Source organism: Flagellimonas abyssi (assembly GCF_019457905.1).
Taxonomy (GTDB): Bacteria; Bacteroidota; Bacteroidia; order Flavobacteriales; family Flavobacteriaceae; genus Flagellimonas; species Flagellimonas abyssi.
The window spans coordinates 476835-496492 of sequence record NZ_JAHZSV010000001.1; the positions used below are offsets into that span (position 1 = coordinate 476835).

The following is a 19658-nucleotide window of genomic DNA, read 5'->3' on the forward strand; positions in this document are numbered from 1 at the left end:
ATTAAATAAAAACTATTCTCATGAAAAAAATAATCAACACCTCAAAAGCACCAGCTCCAATCGGGCCATACAATCAAGCAGTACTTGTAAAAGACACTCTTTACATTTCTGGACAGATTCCCATAGACCCAGCTACGGGAAAATTGGTCGAAGGCGACATCAAGAAGGAAACAAAACAGTCCATGGAAAACCTAAAGGCCATTCTGGAAGAAGCGGGAATGACTTTTGAGCACGTCATCAAGTCCTCTATTTTTATAAAGGACATGAACCAGTTCGCTCAAATAAATGAGGTTTATGGAACTTATTTTGATGCTGATACTGCCCCCGCCAGAGAAACAGTAGAGGTTGCAAACCTTCCGAAGTTCGTAAATGTGGAAATATCGATGATCGCGGTTAAATAGTATCCCTGTGGAACTCCACCAAGCCTTCTATAGGTCTTCTTCTTATAACACCAAGAATCAGGTCGTTTCGCTCTATACAAGCTTTTAATTCGTCTTGCAAGAAATGTGCAATACTGCCCACGAAGCTTACGGGAACCTTTGTAGCCAGTTCATATTGCATAATATAGTTGTTAACGAACTGCTGTAGACCTTTTTCAATGACTCCCTTGCAGTAGGGATGCTCCTTGTTCTCTATAATGAACCTGGCAAAAGTGGCCAAATAGGTATTGGGGTTGGGCTGTTTATATAGGTGCTCTTTGATTACATCTGCATCGAGATCGTATTCTTTGGCAAACTTCATTCCCAAATCCTGTGGCATTTTGTGGAAATAATAGTCCCTGATCAGTTTACGTCCAAAGAAATTACCACTACCATCGTCCATTAGGATATATCCCAAAGATGTTACCTTTTGTATCAATTGGTGACCATCATAATAACTACAATTGGACCCTGTACCCAAAATACATACAATGCCCTGTCTTCCAATTTTTGTAGTGGCGTAGATGGCCGCATAGGTATCTTCCCGTACTTCTGCCTTGGCATTGGGAAAGAAATCCTTAAATATGGTCTTTAAAAAATTCTTCATTCTATCGGTTCCGCAACCGGCACCGTAGAAATAAAGCTGACGTACTTTTTCTTTGTTCTTGGACAGTTCAAAATTGTTGGCCAACCTATCCTCTATCACTTCTTTGGTAAGCACTTCCGGACTAAGTCCAAGTGTCTGGGTAACAAAAAGCTGTTCCCCTTTTTCATCAAGGGCAATCCAATCGGATTTAGTGGCGCCACTATCCACGATCAAAATCATACGTCGAGATTTTTTATATTAAAATCCTGAAGAGGGGGAAAAATCCCTCTTCAGGAAAAAATTATTCTGAGATAAATATTTACAGGCTAGCTGCGTGCAGTGCCAATTCTACCAGTTTATTGGAGTACCCTGTTTCGTTATCGTACCAAGATACTACCTTGAAGAATTTGGAATTCAATTCGATTCCTGCATCTGCATCAAATATGGATGTTCTAACATCGCCCACAAAGTCTTGAGAAACCACCAACTCCTCAGTGTAGCCCAAAACGCCGGCCAATTCACCTTCAGAAGCAGCCTTCATTGCAGCTTTGATACCTTCGTAAGAAGTTTCTTTTTCCAATTTAACGGTCAAATCCACTACAGAAACGTCAGCAGTAGGTACCCTAAAGGCCATACCTGTCAATTTACCTTCCAATGAAGGAATAACTTTGGTTACGGCTTTGGCCGCCCCTGTTGCTGCTGGAATAATGTTCAAAAGGGCACTTCTCCCTCCTCTATAATCCTTTTTGGATGGACCATCAACCGTCAATTGGGTAGCTGTGGTAGCGTGTACCGTTGTCATCAAGGCCTCTGCTATACCGAACTCATCGTTAAGTACTTTGGCAATTGGCGCCAAACAGTTGGTAGTACAAGAAGCATTCGAGATAATGGTATCCGTTGCTTTTACATCTTTGTGGTTAACGCCCATTACGAACATAGGAGCATCTTTGGATGGAGCAGAGATAACTACTTTCTTGGCACCACCATCAATATGTGATTGGGCCATATCCAATGTGGTAAAGATACCTGTACATTCTGCAACGATTTCAGCACCAACAGCGTCCCATTTCAAGTTCTTTGGGTCGCGCTCTGCAGTAATCCTAATAGTGTTCCCATTTACTACTAGATTTCCATCCTTAACTTCCACGGTACCGTCAAAGTTTCCGTGAACGGAGTCGTACTTTAACAAGTAGGCCAGATGCTCAACATCCAACAAATCGTTGATCGCAACAACATCCACATCACCTCTTTTTACGGTTGCTCTAAATACCAACCTTCCTATTCTACCGAATCCGTTGATTCCTATTTTCAAATTTGACATGTTTACTTTTTTTGTGTTTAAATTTAAGTTGTCATTATATCGGAAACTCTAATGAGTTCTTCGTCTATTTCTGTATGGGCCTTAATGGCTTCCGCCAATGGGGTAAGCACCAATTTGGTATCCCGGATACCGACCATAAGATTGGTCTTCCCCTCCAATATACTTTCTACCGCCTTTACTCCCATTCTACTGGCCAGCACGCGATCAAAACAAGTTGGGTTGCCTCCTCTTTGCATGTGCCCGAGTACGGAAACCCTAACATCGTAGATGGGCAGGTGTTCCTCTACATATTCCTTGAGCTCAAATACGTTTTTACCGATTTTATCACCTTCTGCAACAATGACAATACTGGACGATTTTCCAGAAGCCTTACTTCGTTTCAATGAATCCAACAAACGCTCCAAACCAAGATTCTGCTCCGGAATCAATATCTCTTCCGCTCCGGCCCCAACACCCGCATTGAGTGCAATATGACCAACATCGCGGCCCATTACCTCAACAAAAAAGAGCCTGTTATGGGAGCTAGCTGTATCACGTATCTTATCAATGGCATCCACCACTGTGTTTATAGCGGTATCAAAACCAATGGTAAACGATGACCCCAGGATATCGTTGTCAATGGTACCGGGAATTCCTATTACCGGAAAATTATATTCTTCTGTAAACAAAAGTGCTCCTGTAAAGCTTCCATTTCCTCCAATTACAACAAAGGCATTGATACCCTCCTTGGTTAATTGGTCGTATGCTTTCTTCCTTCCTTCCTTGGTTCTAAATTCTTCGCACCGGGCAGATTTTAATATAGTCCCTCCCTTGTTGATAATATTGTTTACACTACGTGCATCCAAGGTTTTAAAATCTCCTTCGATCATCCCCTGATATCCACGATAGATTCCAACACACTCAATATTCAAATATGCACAAGTACGGACTACGGAACGAATTGCGGCATTCATTCCAGGAGAGTCTCCGCCAGACGTAAAAACTCCTATTTTTTTGATTTCTGAAGCCATTCAAATTTTTAAGAAATCAAAACTAGGAAACTTTATTCAAATTTTAAATGTCTTAATAATTTATTTGTTTTTAAGGCCTCTCTCAAACGTTTTCGTAATAAATTAGTACAAAAACATTTAAAAATATAAAATATATCAGATTGATTATGGCCGATTTATAGGCTTTTCCGAAAAACGAATCAGGCTATCCTTCCCCATGACCTGAACCTGCCGTTCTTTAGGTAACGAATCCTCCGCTTTTGACGGCTCTTCCCGCTTATTGAACACCTTCCTCATCAACTCTCTAAAACTATCAAAATCCACCTGGTAGGACAATCCCAGTCCTTGGGTATAGCCCTGCCGTTCGGCCAAGAATTGTTGTATTTGATTTTCCCGGTTAAATATCTTGGCGCTCAATGTACCTTCATCGTTCAACAGTACTTGCACTTCCACATCTCCTGCGACCACGGTCTCCGAAACTCCTCCTACCGGCACCCCTACTCTTCCGTTCACCAAGATTCGGTCGGATAATTGGGTGGATACCGTTACCCCTATCCTGTCCTCTGTGGCAATATCTGCATTGGGATCGTTATAGCCCTGTTCGTAGGATACACCAAAATTTAGTTTATCATTATTGCCCGATAGGATTTGATTGAAAAGTCCGGAAGCAGTCTGAATCAGGTTGCCGGTTACGGCCTGTTGATTGATCCCTCCCGATTGTGGGTTCACAAAAGTGCCCTGCGCCAGCAAGAAAAAGGCATTCCTTTCCTTAATTGTAGGGTCTTGCAATCGATACTCCAGTTCCGATTGCACAACGGATGTGGTGCCCGGAAAGTCGATATCGAACGTAATATTGGGACTTTCAAGTTCACCATCCAATCGCACCACGACCTCGGTAGGGATTCTACCCGTGTATCCTGCGTTGTCCAAAAGTGGGGCGGGGTTGGCATTCAGGGAATATACGGCTTCCAGACCCAATTGGGCTGCCAATGGATCTTGCTCCCATAAAATGGTACCACCTGGACGTACTTGAAACTTTTTATCGATGACACCTCCATATTTAAAGTTATACTCCCCTGTGACCACTACGAAATCCCCATACATATTGAACTTTCCATTGGTGTTGATCTCTATCAGCAAAATACCTTCACCGGTTCCCTTCAGAGAACTCCCGGTGGTCTGATCGACCACTATCTCCACTTCAGCCTCAGGGGTTACAGCAAGGTCAAATGCCATTTCCAGTCCTTGGTATTCTTCCAGAATCCGTTCTTCTTCCAAGGCACCTTCACCTCCCCGCTCTATAAAGTTGATAAAGGAATAATCACCTACGCTGGTTACATCGCTCAATGGAATCTTTAATGAGGTTCCCCTTGCTGTGCTAGCATCAACCGATATGGTCAAGGCGTCAACGGGACCATAAATACTCCCAGTTCCATTGATAAATCCTTGTCCGTAGTACAGTGATTCCTCGTCGTACTCGGTATTCAATATCATAAAACGATCGTTTTTGGTATCAATATCCAATCCAAGATACCAATCATCAAAACCTGTATGGCTAATGGTCCCGTCCAGGGTTGCTGTGGTTCCCTCTTCCACATCCGACAATAGCACATTTTCAAAATAAAAGGTTTGATCAAAGAGCCGTACCTGAGAGCGCGGAGCAAAATCATAGTCTACGTTAAGGTATGGGATTCCGATTCCTGCATCGTTCAAGGTCAACAAACCGTTGATCGATGGATTTTTGACATCTCCTGTAATCACTGCATCCCCGCTTATAAAGCCCCGAATATTCGAGATAATATCTTGTCCCAATGGCTTAAAGGGTTCCATTGCAAAATCCTTAAAATTGGCCGTTAGGTCAAGTTCCTGTTTGTTATTGATATTGGTTACCCTACCGTTTAAGCTCATACGTTCCTTTCCATCATCATTGAGCCAAGTACTGACACCAAATTCGGTAAGATCGTTGTTCCCATAGATTCCGACCTCCAAATCACCCATTCGCATGTCGTTGACGGTAAAGTTTTTGATATTTAGGCTGGATGTGGGCAAATAGTTGCCATCTTTCTGCAAAATGTTGAGAAACCCCTCCACTTCTCCATTGAGCTTTAAACTATCTATAGTCGGAGTGATCTTGTTGAGGGATACCAATTTGAACTGAAGATCCAAATCTTTATACGTTGAATCGGCCAACTCGCCCCTTAACCGGATCTGTTCCTCGTTATTGTTGTCCATCACCACATCCTCTATCCGGATGCTGTCCAAGGAACTATTGAAGATGACCTTGTTCTTGTCGTTTCCATTTTTGTTAAGTACCCACGTATTGCCCTTGAAACTCACATCCGATTTTTTTAGACCGATCACCGAACGATTGTTCTCGTTGAACGTATGGTAAAAATTGAGGTTATAACTGTCATTGAACTCGCTCCCTCCTTTGAACTCCGTTCTAAAGAAGAGCGTATCCTTCAAGGTGGTATTGATCAAACTAAAATCCTTGATATCGTAATACACCGTGGACATGTCCTCAACGGATACGAAGGTATTGAACAACGGGTTTTTATTATCGATCTTTAATTCAATATTATCGAACTTGTTCCCGAACGCTTCAATACTGGGAGATCTAAAGGTGAGCTTAAAATCGCTTTGGTCGGCCCGAATGGCCCCTCGGATAAACGTGTTTGCATCAAAAGCAATTTCTGGTACGAACACATCAACGATTTTATTGTAAATCTTAAAATTGAAATCGAGGTATTGTCCATCAGAAATCTTGAACGGTTGATAGTTAGTATAAATGCTACCCACTGAGTTCTGAACCAATTGGCCCAGCTCATTTATTTTAAAGCTGCCCCTCATGTATCCTGTAATAATATCCGGAGAGTTGATCTCTATGGTACGGATAGTATCGCTATCAAAAGAGGATACCACGCTAAAATCCTCAAAATAATAGGTGTCATTTTTATTTTGATATGTGGTGTTGGAAAATCGCAATTGTCCGGCCATATCGTCCAGATTGTTGCCTTCGATATCCATGTTAACGTGCCCCTTGAAAATTGAAATGCTATCGTTGATGAATTTCAAGGCTTTTAAATCCGCGTAATCGACGGCTGCAACAAAATTGAATTTGTTCTCACGCTCACCAAAGTTGGCCAACCCTTGAAAATCGAATCTGAAGTTTTCGTCGTTACAGAGAAGGACCCCATCGAACAGTTGATTCCTTAGGATACCTGATACTTTTATTTTATTGTATTCGTAGCCATTGAATTCAAATTTGTAAACATCACCGGAAATCTCCGTGTTCAAACTCTCTGCAACAAAGCCCTTTCCTTCCACATTCATATCCATCGACGCCAGCCCCAATTGGTCATTGTCTATAAATTCTCCGAGATTAAAATCGATCAAGGATATAAAACCAATGTAAGAAGCATCTTCAATAGTCTGCACATTTGTCATTTGCAAATCAACATAACTATCCCCTACTGCAGTATTCAGGTTCACGGTAACGTCTATTGAAGTTTCTGTAATCTCCGTATCGCCACGTACGGTAAATTGCCCTAGTTTTTGGACCGAAGCTGGAATGTTGTCCCCCAAGATTTTAGGCAAAATGCTCCGTAGCTGGTAATAGCTGGAGGTCAGGTTATCTATATCGCCCCGCAGTACGAAAGGAGCCTGCTCGCTGAACATGTTGTCGAACCTAAAATCTCCCCGTATACCCGTATTGTCCGTAAAAAGAAACAGATCATCTACTTGGAGCTGATTAAGTTTACCGCTAAAATCCCCAGTGAAGTTCACAATCTTATCTTGCCCAAACTCATCAAAAAAAGCATTCACTTCGTTAAGGGCAACAGTGGATTCTGTAAAATTCGCCTCTATTTCCACCAAGTCCACAAAGTGTGCCAAATCCTCACGTTCGTACTTAAACATGAGGTTCCCTTTGAGCTCGGACTGTTCGGTATCTATCAAGAGAGAATCAAAACGCATGTATTCCGTGGTATATTGAAAATCCGCAGCAAGTTTCTCTAACCGAATTCCCCTTTTGGCCAACGTGGACAAGTTTTCAATTTTTAAAGAAACATCCGGCCCAAGGATTTGAAAATCATGTGCCAGAATATCTATTTCGGAAAAGTTCAACACTTCGGCAGCTTCCAAGTTTTCATCTACCAACCTGAACTTTCCATTATGGATCTCTACCTCTCCCGACGACAAGAAAAATGGAGGAGTGCCTGGGTCACGAGGTTTTCCATCATCCAACTTATCCACAAAAACATCCAAATTAGTCTGAGATTCGTCTTTGTAAGTCTTTAAATTGAAGGTGAGACCGTCCAATTCCATATCGCCAAACTCCATTTTGTTATTAGCCATGTTCCGAAGGTTTAGAACCGAGGTAGTGAGTTTGCGTATATAAAAAAGAGTGTCCTGTTTGTAGTCTTCCACATAAACGCCCTTTAAGCCCGCATTTAAATTAAAGAGTGATATACTTACCCGATCAATTTGGATATTGGTCCCAAACTCCTGGTTCAACCTATCCGTTGCATATTTTCCCAGGCTGGTCTGGACCGATGGCATGGAAAGCACCAATGACCCCAAAACCAGAATAAGGATGATGGCCATTAGGATACGTAACAGTATTTTACGAAGTTTTTTGATAGGGCTTTTATGTTTTACCTTTGATGACCAATTTTTGTTCCAAAACCTGTGGAAAATTCAAAAAAATATATTCTAGCAATCGAATCATCCTGCGATGATACTTCGGCGGCCGTTCTTTGCAATACAAAAGTACTGAGCAATGTTGTAGCCACACAAGAAATTCACAAGCAATATGGGGGTGTTGTCCCAGAATTGGCATCCAGGGCACATCAACAAAATATTGTTCCCGTAGTGCACCAAGCCTTGGCCAAGGCAAATATCGATAAAAAACAACTATCTGCCATAGCCTTTACCAGAGGTCCCGGACTTATGGGGTCATTGTTGGTCGGAACTTCATTTGCCAAGTCGTTGGCCCTGGGACTGAACATTCCCTTGATCGAGGTCAACCATATGGAAGCCCATATCCTGGCTCATTTTATCGAGGATGACGCCCAACGCTCCCCCACATTTCCTTTTTTGGCCATGACCATTAGTGGTGGCCATACACAAATTGTGAAGGTTACCGACCACTTTACCATGGAAGTTTTGGGCGAGACCTTGGACGATGCTGTCGGGGAAGCTTTCGATAAAAGCGCCAAATTAATGGGACTGCCCTATCCTGGAGGCCCGCTCATCGACAAGTATGCCAAACTTGGAGACCCAACTGCATTTGCCTTTCCCAAACCAAAGGTTGATGGACTGAATTTCAGTTTTAGCGGATTAAAAACCAGTATTCTTTACTTTTTGCAACGCGAGACCCAAAAGAACCCTGATTTTGTTGATCAAAACATAAACGATATCTGCGCTTCGGTACAATATACTATTTTAGAAATTCTAATGGAAAAGCTTCAAATCGCTGTTGAGCAGACCCATATAACCCAAATCGCCATTGGTGGCGGAGTGGCCGCCAATTCGGGAATCCGCGGTAGATTAAGAGATGCCGAGGAAAAGTTGGGCTGGCAAACCTTTATTCCTAAATTTGAGTATTGCACGGACAATGCCGCCATGATCGGTATTGTAGGCTATCTCAAATTCAACAAAGGGGAGTTTTCCCATCAAAATATTGCTGCCAAGGCACGATATGCCATCGGCAGCTAACTATTTAAACCTTAGCTATGCAACTTTTTTACAACGCCAAATTGGACAATAGTGCCAAGCAATTTGTTTTTCCTCCTGACGAAAGCAAACACATCGTAAAGGTGCTCAGAAAATCCGAAGGGGATACCGTCCAAATTACAAATGGCAAAGGCTACCTGTTCGAAGCAGAGATTTTGGAGGCGGATCAAAAAAGATGCAAAGTGCGCATTATTTCGGAAAGTAGGACCATTCCCAAAAGGTATAAACTGCACATGGCAGTGGCACCTACCAAAATGAACGATCGTTATGAATGGTTTTTGGAAAAGGCCACGGAAATTGGCGTGGATGAGATTACCCCTATTATTTGTGACCATTCCGAAAGAAAGACCATCAAACTGGAGCGGATGGAAAGAGTGCTGCAATCGGCCATGAAACAATCTTTGCAAACCATTTTACCCAAGATCAACCCGCCCATTTCCTATAAAGAGTTCATTGAAACGAATATTTCTGTGGGCTTCAAGTTCATAGCACATTGCCAGAACGGGGAAAAGATGGAATTAAAACGAAGAGTTATCGCAGATAACGATGTCACCATACTTATTGGTCCAGAAGGTGACTTCTCCAAGGATGAAATCGACCTGGCCAAAGAAAAGGGGTATATCCCCATTTCCTTAGGTCAAAATAGGCTTCGTACCGAGACTGCTGCCATTGTGGCTTGCACAACAGTTGCCATTATCAACAACTAAACACCGGCACTTCATTTTTTTACAAATGATTATCCTATTTTTAGGGTCGGTTAACCGTTTCTCATGAAAAAGAATATGTTATTAATGGGTTTGCTACTTTTATTTATAACAAATCCAACAACCGCCCAACAAATAGCCATACTCAAATACGGAGGTGGCGGTGATTGGTATTCAAACCCCACCGCACTACCTAATTTGATACAGTTCTGCAATACTAACATAGATACCAAAATAGATGTGCAACCCGAAACTGTTGAGGCCGGGAGCGTTTCTATATTCAAATATCCATTTTTGCACATGACCGGACATGGAAATGTATTTTTTAATGATGGAGAAGTCCAAAATTTACGGACCTATCTTTTATCCGGCGGGTTTCTGCATATTGATGACAACTACGGTATGGAACCCTATTTAAAAAGGGAACTGGAAAAGCTGTTCCCGGACAGACAGTTGGAAGAGCTTGGGGTGGACCATCCTATTTTTTCCCAAAAATTCACTTTTCCGGATGGGTTGCCCAAAATCCATGAACACGACGGCAAGCGTCCTCAGGCGTTCGGCATCTTTGAAAAGGGACGGCTTGTTTTGCTGTATACCTACGAATCCGATCTTGGTGATGGCTGGGAAGATCCTACCGTACATAACGACCCTGAAGAAGTTAGGACAAAGGCTCTTCAAATGGGGTCAAATATAATTGAGTATGTTTTTAAAGGTTGATCAATGAACTCCAAAACAATAGCCAACGGAATATTGAGGGCAGTAGCCATAATGGTAGGTGCAGTACTCATTTGCTGGTTCTTTTATAAAATACAGTCCGTACTGGCCTATTTGGCCATAGCCGCCGTAATAGCGTTGCTGGGGCGCCCCATTGTTAGATTTTTGAGGGATAGGCTAAGATTTCCGAACACATTGGCAGTAGTGGTCACCATGATATTCATGTTGTCCCTTTTCTTGGGAATACTTGCGCTATTTATCCCGCTTGTTGCCGAACAGAGCAAAAACCTTTCCCTATTGGATATGGAAACGCTCAAGAGCGACCTTAATGTGCTCTACCTTCAGGCATTGGATTATTTTGGAGCATCCACACGGAGCGTGAACAATATGCTGGACGAATCTAAAATCGAAGAAAACGTGCTCAAGGGACTGGATCTAAAGTTTATTCCCAACTTCATCAATTCGATTGTCAATGTTTTGAGCAATTTTAGCATTGGTCTATTTTCAGTACTCTTCATCTCCTTCTTTTTTTTAAAGGACAGTAAATTGATGCAAAACGGTATCCTTACTTTTGTTCCCGATAACAAGGAAAGTAATCTGGTTAAATCCGTTGAAAAGATCAATAATTTACTTTCAAGATATTTTGCCGGTATACTACTACAATTGTTTATTCTCTTTGTAATTTACACTATATCACTCTTGATTGTAGGAGTTGAAAACGCCATCGTGATCGCATTCCTCTGTGCCCTTTTCAATATCATTCCATACATAGGTCCGATCATAGGTGGTGTAACTATGGTTCTTTTAACAATGACCACTTTTATCGATGCCGATTTCAGCACCGTAATTCTCCCAAAAGCAGTGTTTGTTTTAATAGGTTTAACGGTGGGACAATTGATAGATAATTTCTTTTCCCAACCCTTTATTTTTTCCACAAGTGTTAAATCGCATCCGTTGGAAATCTTCTTGATCATTATCATCGCCGGACTTCTTTTTGGCGTGGTGGGAATGGTTGTCGCAGTTCCCGGATACACGGCGATAAAGGTAATTTTGAAGGAGTTCTTAGCCGAAAACTCCTTTGTTAAAAAACTAACCAAGAATTTATAGTTTTAGTTTGAATAAATTAATTTTAAATACTGGTCCGCAAGGTTTTATATTAAAAAATATTTCAGCTGACATCATGTCAGTTTTATTGACAAAACCTGCTTTTGAGGGAATTCTCCAAAAAGAGTTGGCGGAACAGATAGAAGCGAAAAATAAGTGTAAGGAAAAACTCCCAACTTGGTTCCACGCACCACACATTTATTACCCCAATAAGTTAAATATTGAGCAAACCAGCTCAGAGATTACAGCAGCATATAAAGCCAAGTTAACAGATGGAAAATCACTCTTGGATGTTACCGGAGGGTTTGGTGTTGACAGCTACTTTTTTTCCAAAAGAATCACCACCATTTTTCACTGCGAAATCAATAAGGATTTGAGTGAAATTGCATGCCATAATTTTAAAGTTTTAGGGCAAAAAAATATTGAATGTCTTCCTGAGGACGGTATTGAATACTTAAAAAATTCCTCCTATAATTTTGATTGGATATATGTAGATCCTTCTCGAAGAAATGATGCAAAAGGAAAAGTATTTTTGTTGGAAGATTGTCTGCCCAACCTACCCAAAAATCTCCCCTTACTTTTTCAAAAAGCCCAGAATATATTGGTAAAAACTTCACCTCTTTTGGATATAAAATTGGGTGTTGAAGCGTTGAATTTTGTGAAGGAAGTAGATGTAGTTGCCGTTCAAAATGAAGTAAAGGAACTTTTGTTTGTTTTGGAAAAGGAGTACCATGGAAGTATCAAAATAAGAACCACAAACATTACTCAGGTACGGGAAGAGGCCTTCGATTTTGAACTGGAACAAGAGCAAGGTTCCCAAGTTGATTTTGGAGAACCATCATCCTACTTGTATGAGCCCAATGCCGCTATTTTAAAGTCAGGAGGGTTCAAATCCGTTGGAAAGAGCTACAACCTTGCCAAATTACATCCTCATTCCCATTTGTATACTTCGGATAATATCATTGACTTTCCTGGAAGAAGATTTAAAGTTATACAAGCATTGCCCTATTCAAAAAAATCAGTTAAATCAATGGGGTTGACCAAGGCAAATATTACTACACGCAATTTCCCCATATCAGTGGCCGAGCTCCGCAAGAAACATAAAATAAAGGATGGTGGAAATAGGTACCTTTTCTTCACCAAATCCATCAATAATTCATTGCTAGTATTGGATTGCGAAAAAATACAGGACTAGTCCAGATTGGCCATCCAATCAAAAAAGAGGTCTATCCAACCTTTCAATTTTTTATCCTTCAAAGCCAGCGAAAATCCGTGACCACCTGTTGGGTACACATGCATGGTGGTCGGAACATTATGCTCCCTCAAAGCATCAAAAAACATGATGGAATTTTCCACCGGAACCGCATCATCATCCATAGCATGTAACAAAAAAGTTGGTGGCGTATCCTTGTTCACATGTTTTTCGTTGGATAAATAATCCACTTCATCATTCGTTGGTTTTTCTCCTAATAATGACGTTCTGGAACCTGTATGGGTACTTGGCGCCCCCAACGTAATAACGGGGTAAATCAATGCCATAAAATCTGGACGGGCAGATAGATCATCAGCTTCATCCTGTTTTTCATATACACTTTCACTATAGTGTGTCCCCAATGTTGAAGCCAAATGTCCGCCTGCTGAAAACCCCATAATCCCTATTTTATTGGACGCAATGTTCCATTTCTCTGACTTGGACCTGACCAATCTAATGGCGCGTTGTGCATCTTGCAGGGGCACTACATTTTTACCTTCGGTAATGGATTTTGATCTTGGCAATCGATATTTTACCACAATTCCAGCTATTCCATTGGCCGTCAAAGCCTTGGCTATATCGGTTCCCTCCCAATCATACGCAAGACCATAATATCCACCTCCCGGGAAAATAACAACTGCCTGTCCGGTCATGTTTCTTTTTGAAGGAAGGTACACTTCCAATGTCGGTTTTTGAACGTTTGTCACCCAAAGAATACCATCATCAGATTTACTTATTACCTCTTCTTCATTAGATTGATGTTGATTAGGTATGGATTTTGGCCAAAGTGGCATAATGGTATCTTGTGCCGACATTCCAACTGAAATTAGGGCCAAAAATATGGTCGATTTTTTAAGTGTTTTCATAAGGCTGATAAATCAATCGTTACATTCCCATTTAAAATTGGCCACCGGGTCATTGGAGGCAGCGGAAAGATTGTAATGCCACCACTCGGTTCTTATGGACCAGAAACCATGTGCTTCCATGGTTTCTTTTAGTAATTTTCGGTTGTCCAATATCTTTTGTGGCAAATCCACATTGTCGTGATAGGCCCTTTTTCCAAAGTAATCAAAGTCAGTCCCCATATCCAGTTCATTGCCTTCCATGTCCACTAAAGTAATGTCCACGGCTCCACCTTTGTTGTGAATAGAGCCCTTATCAGGATTGGCAACATATTGGGGGTTAGGAACAATTTCCCACATTTTATATTGGACGGAATTAGGACGATAACAATCATAAAATTTGATTTTGACGCCCTTTTCCATAAAATCCTTATTGGCTTCTATCAATGCTTTTGCTGTTTTTACGCGAGTGTAACACTCGGCACAATCATACACTTGAGCTTTTAAAAAATTGTTCTCGGTGGCGTAGCGCATATCATACACAAAATCCTCGCTAAAGTCGGCAAGCCTTACGAAAGTAGTGTCGGCCAAACCCTCGAAGGATTTTAAGGCAGGTTTGGCAACCTTATCCATCGAATCTTTTGAAGCAGAATCCAAAACCATTTTGGTTTCAACATCAGCAGTATCGTTTTGATCAGTATTTTTCCTTTGATTACAACTTATTGTAAGAAGAAGTGAGAGTAAAACAACTGAATATTTCATAGGGTTTATTTAATTCGTTTTTTACTGGCCAACCAAGTATATAGTGAGTCTGTTGTATACGCCCTATCCCATGCATTATGGCCAACTCCATTATATCTCGTATAGCGAACATCGTATCCCATTTCCTGCAACTTATCGACCATATTATCAGACTCATCAACATTGATTACATCGTCTTTATCTCCATGGAAAACCCATATGGACATTTCTTTATCTATCCAATGGGCATAGGGCAAGGGAGTCATGCCACAGACCACGGCCATGGCGGCAAACTTTTCGGGGTATTGGGTCGCCAATTCCCAAGAGGCACTTCCTCCTCTGCTCAATCCGGTTAAATAGATCCTGTTCTTATCCACCCGATTAGTTTGGATAACGGAGTCCAACAATTGGACGACCGCATCGGTATTCCACCATTTTTTTTCGTGTGGATTTTGTGGGGCAAGTATTAAAAATGGAAATTGTTTGCCCTCAACCAACATTTTGGGCGGGCCTGTATCTTTGATTTCTTCCACATCCCTACCTGACTCTCCGCCACCATGAAGAAAAAGCAATAAGCCAAATTCCTTGTTCGTGGATTCAAAATAATCCTCAGGATAGTAGAGGTAGTATTTTAAATGTTCTTTGGTAACGGTTTCCAGCTCATCTTGAACCAAATGGGATTGTCCGGCACAGGCCTGAAGCATCAATAGACCGAAAAAAATAAAAACCCGGGATAGTTTATTTTGCATTGTAGTTGCAAGTTACAAAAGTTTCTTCGCTATATCCTTCCAAGTATCTGCCCTCTCAAATTCGGTTACATTGGTGTTATGTGGCGAAGTAAACATAATGGACCTACCATCAAATGGTCTTAAGTTTTTGCTTCGGTCATCAATCAGCACATCACCCTTTAAAATATGTTTGTTACCGCAAAGTATCCGGTTTTGCCATGGAATAAATGGAAAATGTGCATCCAGCCAATCTGACTTTTCCCGTAAAGATTGTGGAAACTCCATAGCTGCGGAGGCAATGTACACCTCATGTTTTTTGCTCAAATCCTCGAGTACTTCTTGACTATCGGGCATCACCTTTAAACCGCCAAAAAATCCATCGCGTCTTGTATGGCCTTTTATGGATTCTTGATGTATTTCGGGAACGGTTTGCCAAAATTCCTTACCCAAACAGTCCTGTATTTTTACTTGGGCGTTAAACTCTTGATTGTAGATTTCCAGATGTGCGGTGTAAGCATCTGCAATAACTTCGTCCATATCGACAAAAATGACCATAGAAATATATTTAAGTTGTGAAGTACGCAAAAACTGAAGGAAAAATCAAAGTTTTCAACAATTCAAAATACAAGATTTACATTTTAGTCATAAGGGTACGCTACATCGACGAAATACGTATTTAAGAATTACTTAACGTGATTAAACGTCAATAAAAAGCCGTTAAAAAAACTCTTTAAAAACCGTAAGGTCAAACATCTATCCCCCAATACTTTTGCAGCCGAATTTGAAAGATATGAAAGGGTTTAGCTGCATATTGGGTTTGATGTTTTTTTTGGTTTTTAACACCTCATGTACATCCACTTCTGTAGAAGAGGTTGAGAGTTTTCATTATGAAGCTCAAGTATCACCTATGGAGATGCAGATTCTAGAACTCGTTAACCAACATAGGGCATCAATTGGTTTGAACACACTAGATTTTAACAAGGTAGCCTATGATTATGCGATTGAACACACCAAGGAGATGATCAACAAAAAAGAGATCAACCATGATGACTTTGACCGTAGGTCTTCTGACTTGACCATTGAAGTTAAGGCCAACTACGTATCAGAAATTGTGGGACGGAATTATATTACCGCCGAAGGTATTGTGAATGCATGGCTAGAAAGTGAAACCCACCGAAAAGCCATTGAAGGAGATTATATGTATACTGCCGTCAGTGCAAAGGCAGATTCTGAAGGTGTTTTCTACTTCACTCAGTTGTTTTACAGATAGTTAAAAAATCATTGCTTTTCATCGATTAAATTTAATTTTCCTACAAAACAAAAAAGTAATGTTTTTATCAGGAGGCAATCTTCGCTATCCCCTGATTTTGTTGGTATTTCCACAATCATCTAAAGATCAGCTTATTGTTCATTTTTCTTATTTTTAAAGATGTATTTTCCTACATGATAAAATATTGTCCAATAATATGCGTTTTCAATAAAAATGAAAACATATTTTTATGGATAAAACATTACATTCATTCAAAAAGTGCTTATTCCTCATTTTGATATTGTTCATAAATTGGACAATTGGGGCACAAACCTTCGCCACTTCCATTGTAAGCGAAGATGAGGTCGACAACTCTTCAAATGCTATTGATGCCAACCTAGCTACCCAAGCAACTATTAGGGCAAGTTCAGGTCTTGCAGCCGGAATTGGTGCCTATGACGGGTACTTAGAACTGGAATTTCCTTCCACTTTGTCATCCAACACACAGTCATTTGTAAAGATTGATACAGAAGATGACTTATTGCCTTCTCTATTGGGAGGGAGTTTAGGGGGATTATTGGCAGATATTCTAGGAACAGTGCTTATAGGCAATCAAGAATTTACGGTAACCATAAGTAATAATGGTGCCATGGTACTACAGCAATCATCAAGCGATGCCAATGCATTTTCCTCTGATCAACTTAGGGTGGTCACGGATGCCAACAATGACTTTTTTCTAGCCATATCTCCAAATGCGGATTACAATCGTATCAGAATCGATAACCAAATAGGTGCCATCCTTGGGTTGTTCAATACACGGACTTTAGATGTATTCGGAGCGTTTTCTGGTAGTGATCCCAATGCATGCGGAACACCAAGCTACACTTCCTTTGACGGAAGCGGCATTTCCTTGGATCTACTGGGACTAGGAGGGGCTGGCGTTACAGATACACACTTGGCCATTGATAGTGACCCAAACACTGCTTCTGAGATAGGTCTTGGTGTTTTAGGGGTGGCTGCGAGTATCGAACAGACTGTTTATTTTGATTCTCTGTCACAGTCCGGGGATAATTTCTACGTTCAACTTGCCATTGACCCATCACTATTAAGTTTGGGATTGGCAGACAACATTCAGGTAATCGCACAAAATGGTTCGAACTCACCTACCTTTAACGGAAGCCTTTCCTCATTACTGGATTTAGACCTTTTAGGGCTTTTGGAAGGAGGTCAAATCGCTACCATACCTATAGACCCTACTGGTCAGGCCAATAGAATAACACTTCGCCTATCATCGCTATTAAATGTTGACATTGCACAATCCATCAATCTATATGAGGTGTTCCGCGCTCCGGCATTGCCCGATTTGGATGCCGATTCACAAGACGTGAGCATCTGTTCGGGGGAATCTGTTGATTTGGTCGCCACTACGGTTGGTGGCGCTGAGTTAAGATGGTACGATACCCAAACCGGAGGTACACTTTTGGCTACGGTAAATTCAGGTGATCCATACACAACCCCTGTTTTAACTTCCAGCACTACCTATTTTGTTGCTTCTGCAGATCCTGCGTGTCCAGAAGAATCACCAAGAATTCCTGTAGAGGTAAATGTTGTGGATATTCCAACGGCCGCCGATATAGACATTTCTGGAGATGAATCACCCATATGTTCATCCAACGATGTGGTACTGATTCCTTCAAGTGATATTGATGGAACATACACTTGGTTTTTCGATGTCAATGCGACCACTGAAATTACCGATGGACTTACCGTTGGTTCGGTCACCTATTCCATTGACCCCCAAGATGGATCACTCACTATTACCGGATTGGATGAAGCTGGTAGCCCATACACCTATTTTGTACGAGTGACCGAATCATCCGCAGGCTGTGAAAATCCTGCTGGAGATCTGCAATCCGCAACAGTGGAAATTGTGGACTCGGGAGCAAGCATCTCCATAGATGCCACACCAGAAATTACACTAGATATCCTGGCGGATATTTTTCAACTGGATCCTACATTTAACGTATCGGGAAGTATAAGTGGCGATGCCAGTCCTGGCGATGCCATTATTCTCAACGTAAATGGTCAAAGTTTCAATGGTGTCTTGGATGCCAATCTAGATTTCAGTGTAGACGTGAATGGTATAGACCTATCCTTGGATGCCAACAGCACCATTGATTTATTTGTAGATGCCGGCCTATGTACGTTGACCGGGGGCATCGAAATCGACATCCCTGATTTGATCATCGATGATTTGGTTCAGACATTCTGCGCATCGGACAATCCCACCCTACTGGATTTAGTGGTCAATGTAGACGATGTCGTCTTCTTTGACAGTCTGGATGCCGCCCTTGCCTTAGACCTCAACACGCCCTTGGTTGATGGCGAAGTATACTTTGCTGGAATCTTGGACGTTCCCATTGAAGTACTGGTGCGTGTAGGCATTTCAGTAAACCTTATTGATCCCCCAGCTCCAACCACTAGCGAAACTGAGCAAACTTTTTGTGCAAGTGAGAATGCAACCTTGGCCGACCTTCAAGTCAACGAATCCAGTGTTCTGTTCTATTCGGATGCCGAAGGAAATAATCTTCTTGACCCTTCCACACCACTTGTAGACCAAGACTCCTATTTCGTTTCCAATGTAAGTCCAGAAGGCTGCGAAAGTACATCGTTATTGGAAATATCCGTAGTGGTGGAAGAAGGAGAGCCCATTACCCTCAGCGGCCAATCCGAAGATACATGTCTGAATGAAGAATACACCTATACTACCGAAAGTGGTAAACAAAATTACTCCTGGACCGTTACCGGAGGAGCAGTTGTTGACGGTGGCGGCACATCCGATGACTTTGTTTCTGTTACTTGGAACAGCCTTGAGAACAATTCTGTAAGTGTAGCATATGACGACCCTATTTCTTGTACATCTACAGATTCATTTCAATTGGATGTTGAAACCATAGAATGTGGGGAGGTATTGGATGAGGAGTTTTGCCTACGGGTCTACAATGAATTTTCTCCCAACAATGACGGCTTCAACGATTTCTTTGAAATTGAATGCATTGAAGACTACTCCAATACCATTGAAGTTTTTAACAGGAATGGGAATACTGTGTTCAAAGCGGTCGATTATCGTAACACTTGGGACGGTATAGCAAATGTGAACGGAATCCTGAACAAAGGAGACCATCTTCCTTCAGGAACATATTATTATGTGATCAACATTCCAGAACTGGACCGGAATCTTGTAGGCTGGTTACAACTCGCCCGATAGTCCAA

General features: G+C 41.4%; 16 protein-coding genes. 8 read left to right on the top strand and 8 right to left on the bottom strand.

Annotated elements, in window-relative coordinates; all coding sequences use genetic code 11:
- The first annotated feature begins 20 nt into the window (after positions 1-20).
- Positions 21-401, top strand: coding sequence for a RidA family protein (locus K1F36_RS02190; protein WP_220112326.1), 381 nt, complete (start codon positions 21-23; stop codon positions 399-401).
- On the opposite strand, the gene K1F36_RS02195 is transcribed toward K1F36_RS02190, so the two are convergent.
- From K1F36_RS02195 to K1F36_RS02210, 4 genes are all read right to left on the bottom strand, one after another.
- Positions 394-1245 carry an N-acetylglucosamine kinase gene (locus K1F36_RS02195; protein ID WP_220112327.1) on the bottom strand — a complete coding sequence of 284 codons (852 nt, stop codon included), beginning with the start codon at positions 1243-1245 and terminating at the stop codon, positions 394-396. The genes K1F36_RS02190 and K1F36_RS02195 overlap by 8 nt on opposite strands.
- Before the next feature lie 79 nt (positions 1246-1324).
- Complete coding sequence (gene gap / locus K1F36_RS02200) at positions 1325-2326, bottom strand: type I glyceraldehyde-3-phosphate dehydrogenase (protein ID WP_108244267.1); 1002 nt, start codon at positions 2324-2326, stop codon at positions 1325-1327.
- A 23-nt stretch (positions 2327-2349) separates the two neighbouring features.
- Complete coding sequence (gene pfkA / locus K1F36_RS02205) at positions 2350-3336, bottom strand: 6-phosphofructokinase (protein WP_220112328.1); 987 nt, start codon at positions 3334-3336, stop codon at positions 2350-2352.
- Between the two features lie 144 nt (positions 3337-3480).
- Positions 3481-7956, bottom strand: a complete 4476-nt coding sequence (locus K1F36_RS02210) for a translocation/assembly module TamB domain-containing protein (protein ID WP_470295093.1) — start codon at positions 7954-7956, stop codon at positions 3481-3483.
- A 48-nt stretch (positions 7957-8004) separates the two neighbouring features.
- On the opposite strand from K1F36_RS02210, the gene tsaD reads away from it, so the two are divergent.
- The 5 genes from tsaD (at position 8005) to K1F36_RS02235 (ending at position 12768) form a co-directional block, all read left to right on the top strand.
- Positions 8005-9033: a tRNA (adenosine(37)-N6)-threonylcarbamoyltransferase complex transferase subunit TsaD gene (gene tsaD / locus K1F36_RS02215; RefSeq protein WP_220112330.1), complete on the top strand. Its 1029-nt coding sequence runs from the start codon at positions 8005-8007 to the stop codon at positions 9031-9033.
- Between the two features lie 17 nt (positions 9034-9050).
- The gene (locus K1F36_RS02220) at positions 9051-9758 is read left to right on the top strand and encodes a 16S rRNA (uracil(1498)-N(3))-methyltransferase (RefSeq protein WP_220112331.1); all 708 of its coding nucleotides are present in this window, start codon (positions 9051-9053) and stop codon (positions 9756-9758) included.
- A 63-nt stretch (positions 9759-9821) separates the two neighbouring features.
- Positions 9822-10472 (top strand): DUF4159 domain-containing protein, encoded by a 651-nt coding sequence (locus K1F36_RS02225; protein ID WP_220112332.1) that lies wholly within the window; start codon positions 9822-9824, stop codon positions 10470-10472.
- 3 nt (positions 10473-10475) lie between these two features.
- The gene (locus K1F36_RS02230; protein WP_220112333.1) at positions 10476-11576 is read left to right on the top strand and encodes an AI-2E family transporter; all 1101 of its coding nucleotides are present in this window, start codon (positions 10476-10478) and stop codon (positions 11574-11576) included.
- Between the two features lie 73 nt (positions 11577-11649).
- Entirely contained in the window at positions 11650-12768 is a 1119-nt protein-coding gene (locus K1F36_RS02235; protein ID WP_313790055.1) for a class I SAM-dependent methyltransferase, read from the top strand.
- Here the strand turns inward: K1F36_RS02235 and K1F36_RS02240 are convergent.
- Genes K1F36_RS02240 through K1F36_RS02255 form a run of 4 tightly spaced genes read right to left on the bottom strand, consistent with a single transcriptional unit; the run spans position 12765 to position 15691 of the window.
- Complete coding sequence (locus K1F36_RS02240; RefSeq protein ID WP_220112335.1) at positions 12765-13691, bottom strand: alpha/beta hydrolase; 927 nt, start codon at positions 13689-13691, stop codon at positions 12765-12767. The genes K1F36_RS02235 and K1F36_RS02240 overlap by 4 nt on opposite strands.
- A gap of 12 nt (positions 13692-13703) precedes the next feature.
- Positions 13704-14429, bottom strand: coding sequence for a M15 family metallopeptidase (locus K1F36_RS02245; protein ID WP_220112336.1), 726 nt, complete (start codon positions 14427-14429; stop codon positions 13704-13706).
- A gap of 5 nt (positions 14430-14434) precedes the next feature.
- Complete coding sequence (locus K1F36_RS02250; protein ID WP_220112337.1) at positions 14435-15157, bottom strand: carboxylesterase family protein; 723 nt, start codon at positions 15155-15157, stop codon at positions 14435-14437.
- Positions 15158-15169: 12 nt separating this feature from the next.
- Entirely contained in the window at positions 15170-15691 is a 522-nt protein-coding gene (locus K1F36_RS02255; protein ID WP_220112338.1) for a 5' nucleotidase, NT5C type, read from the bottom strand.
- 265 nt (positions 15692-15956) lie between these two features.
- Here K1F36_RS02255 and K1F36_RS02260 point away from each other — a divergent pair, with 265 nt between their 5' ends.
- The gene (locus tag K1F36_RS02260) at positions 15957-16406 is read left to right on the top strand and encodes a CAP domain-containing protein (RefSeq protein ID WP_220112339.1); all 450 of its coding nucleotides are present in this window, start codon (positions 15957-15959) and stop codon (positions 16404-16406) included.
- Between the two features lie 229 nt (positions 16407-16635).
- On the top strand, positions 16636-19653 hold the full coding sequence (locus tag K1F36_RS02265) for an Ig-like domain-containing protein (protein ID WP_220112340.1): 3018 nt from the start codon (positions 16636-16638) through the stop codon (positions 19651-19653).
- Positions 19654-19658: the final 5 nt, after the last annotated feature.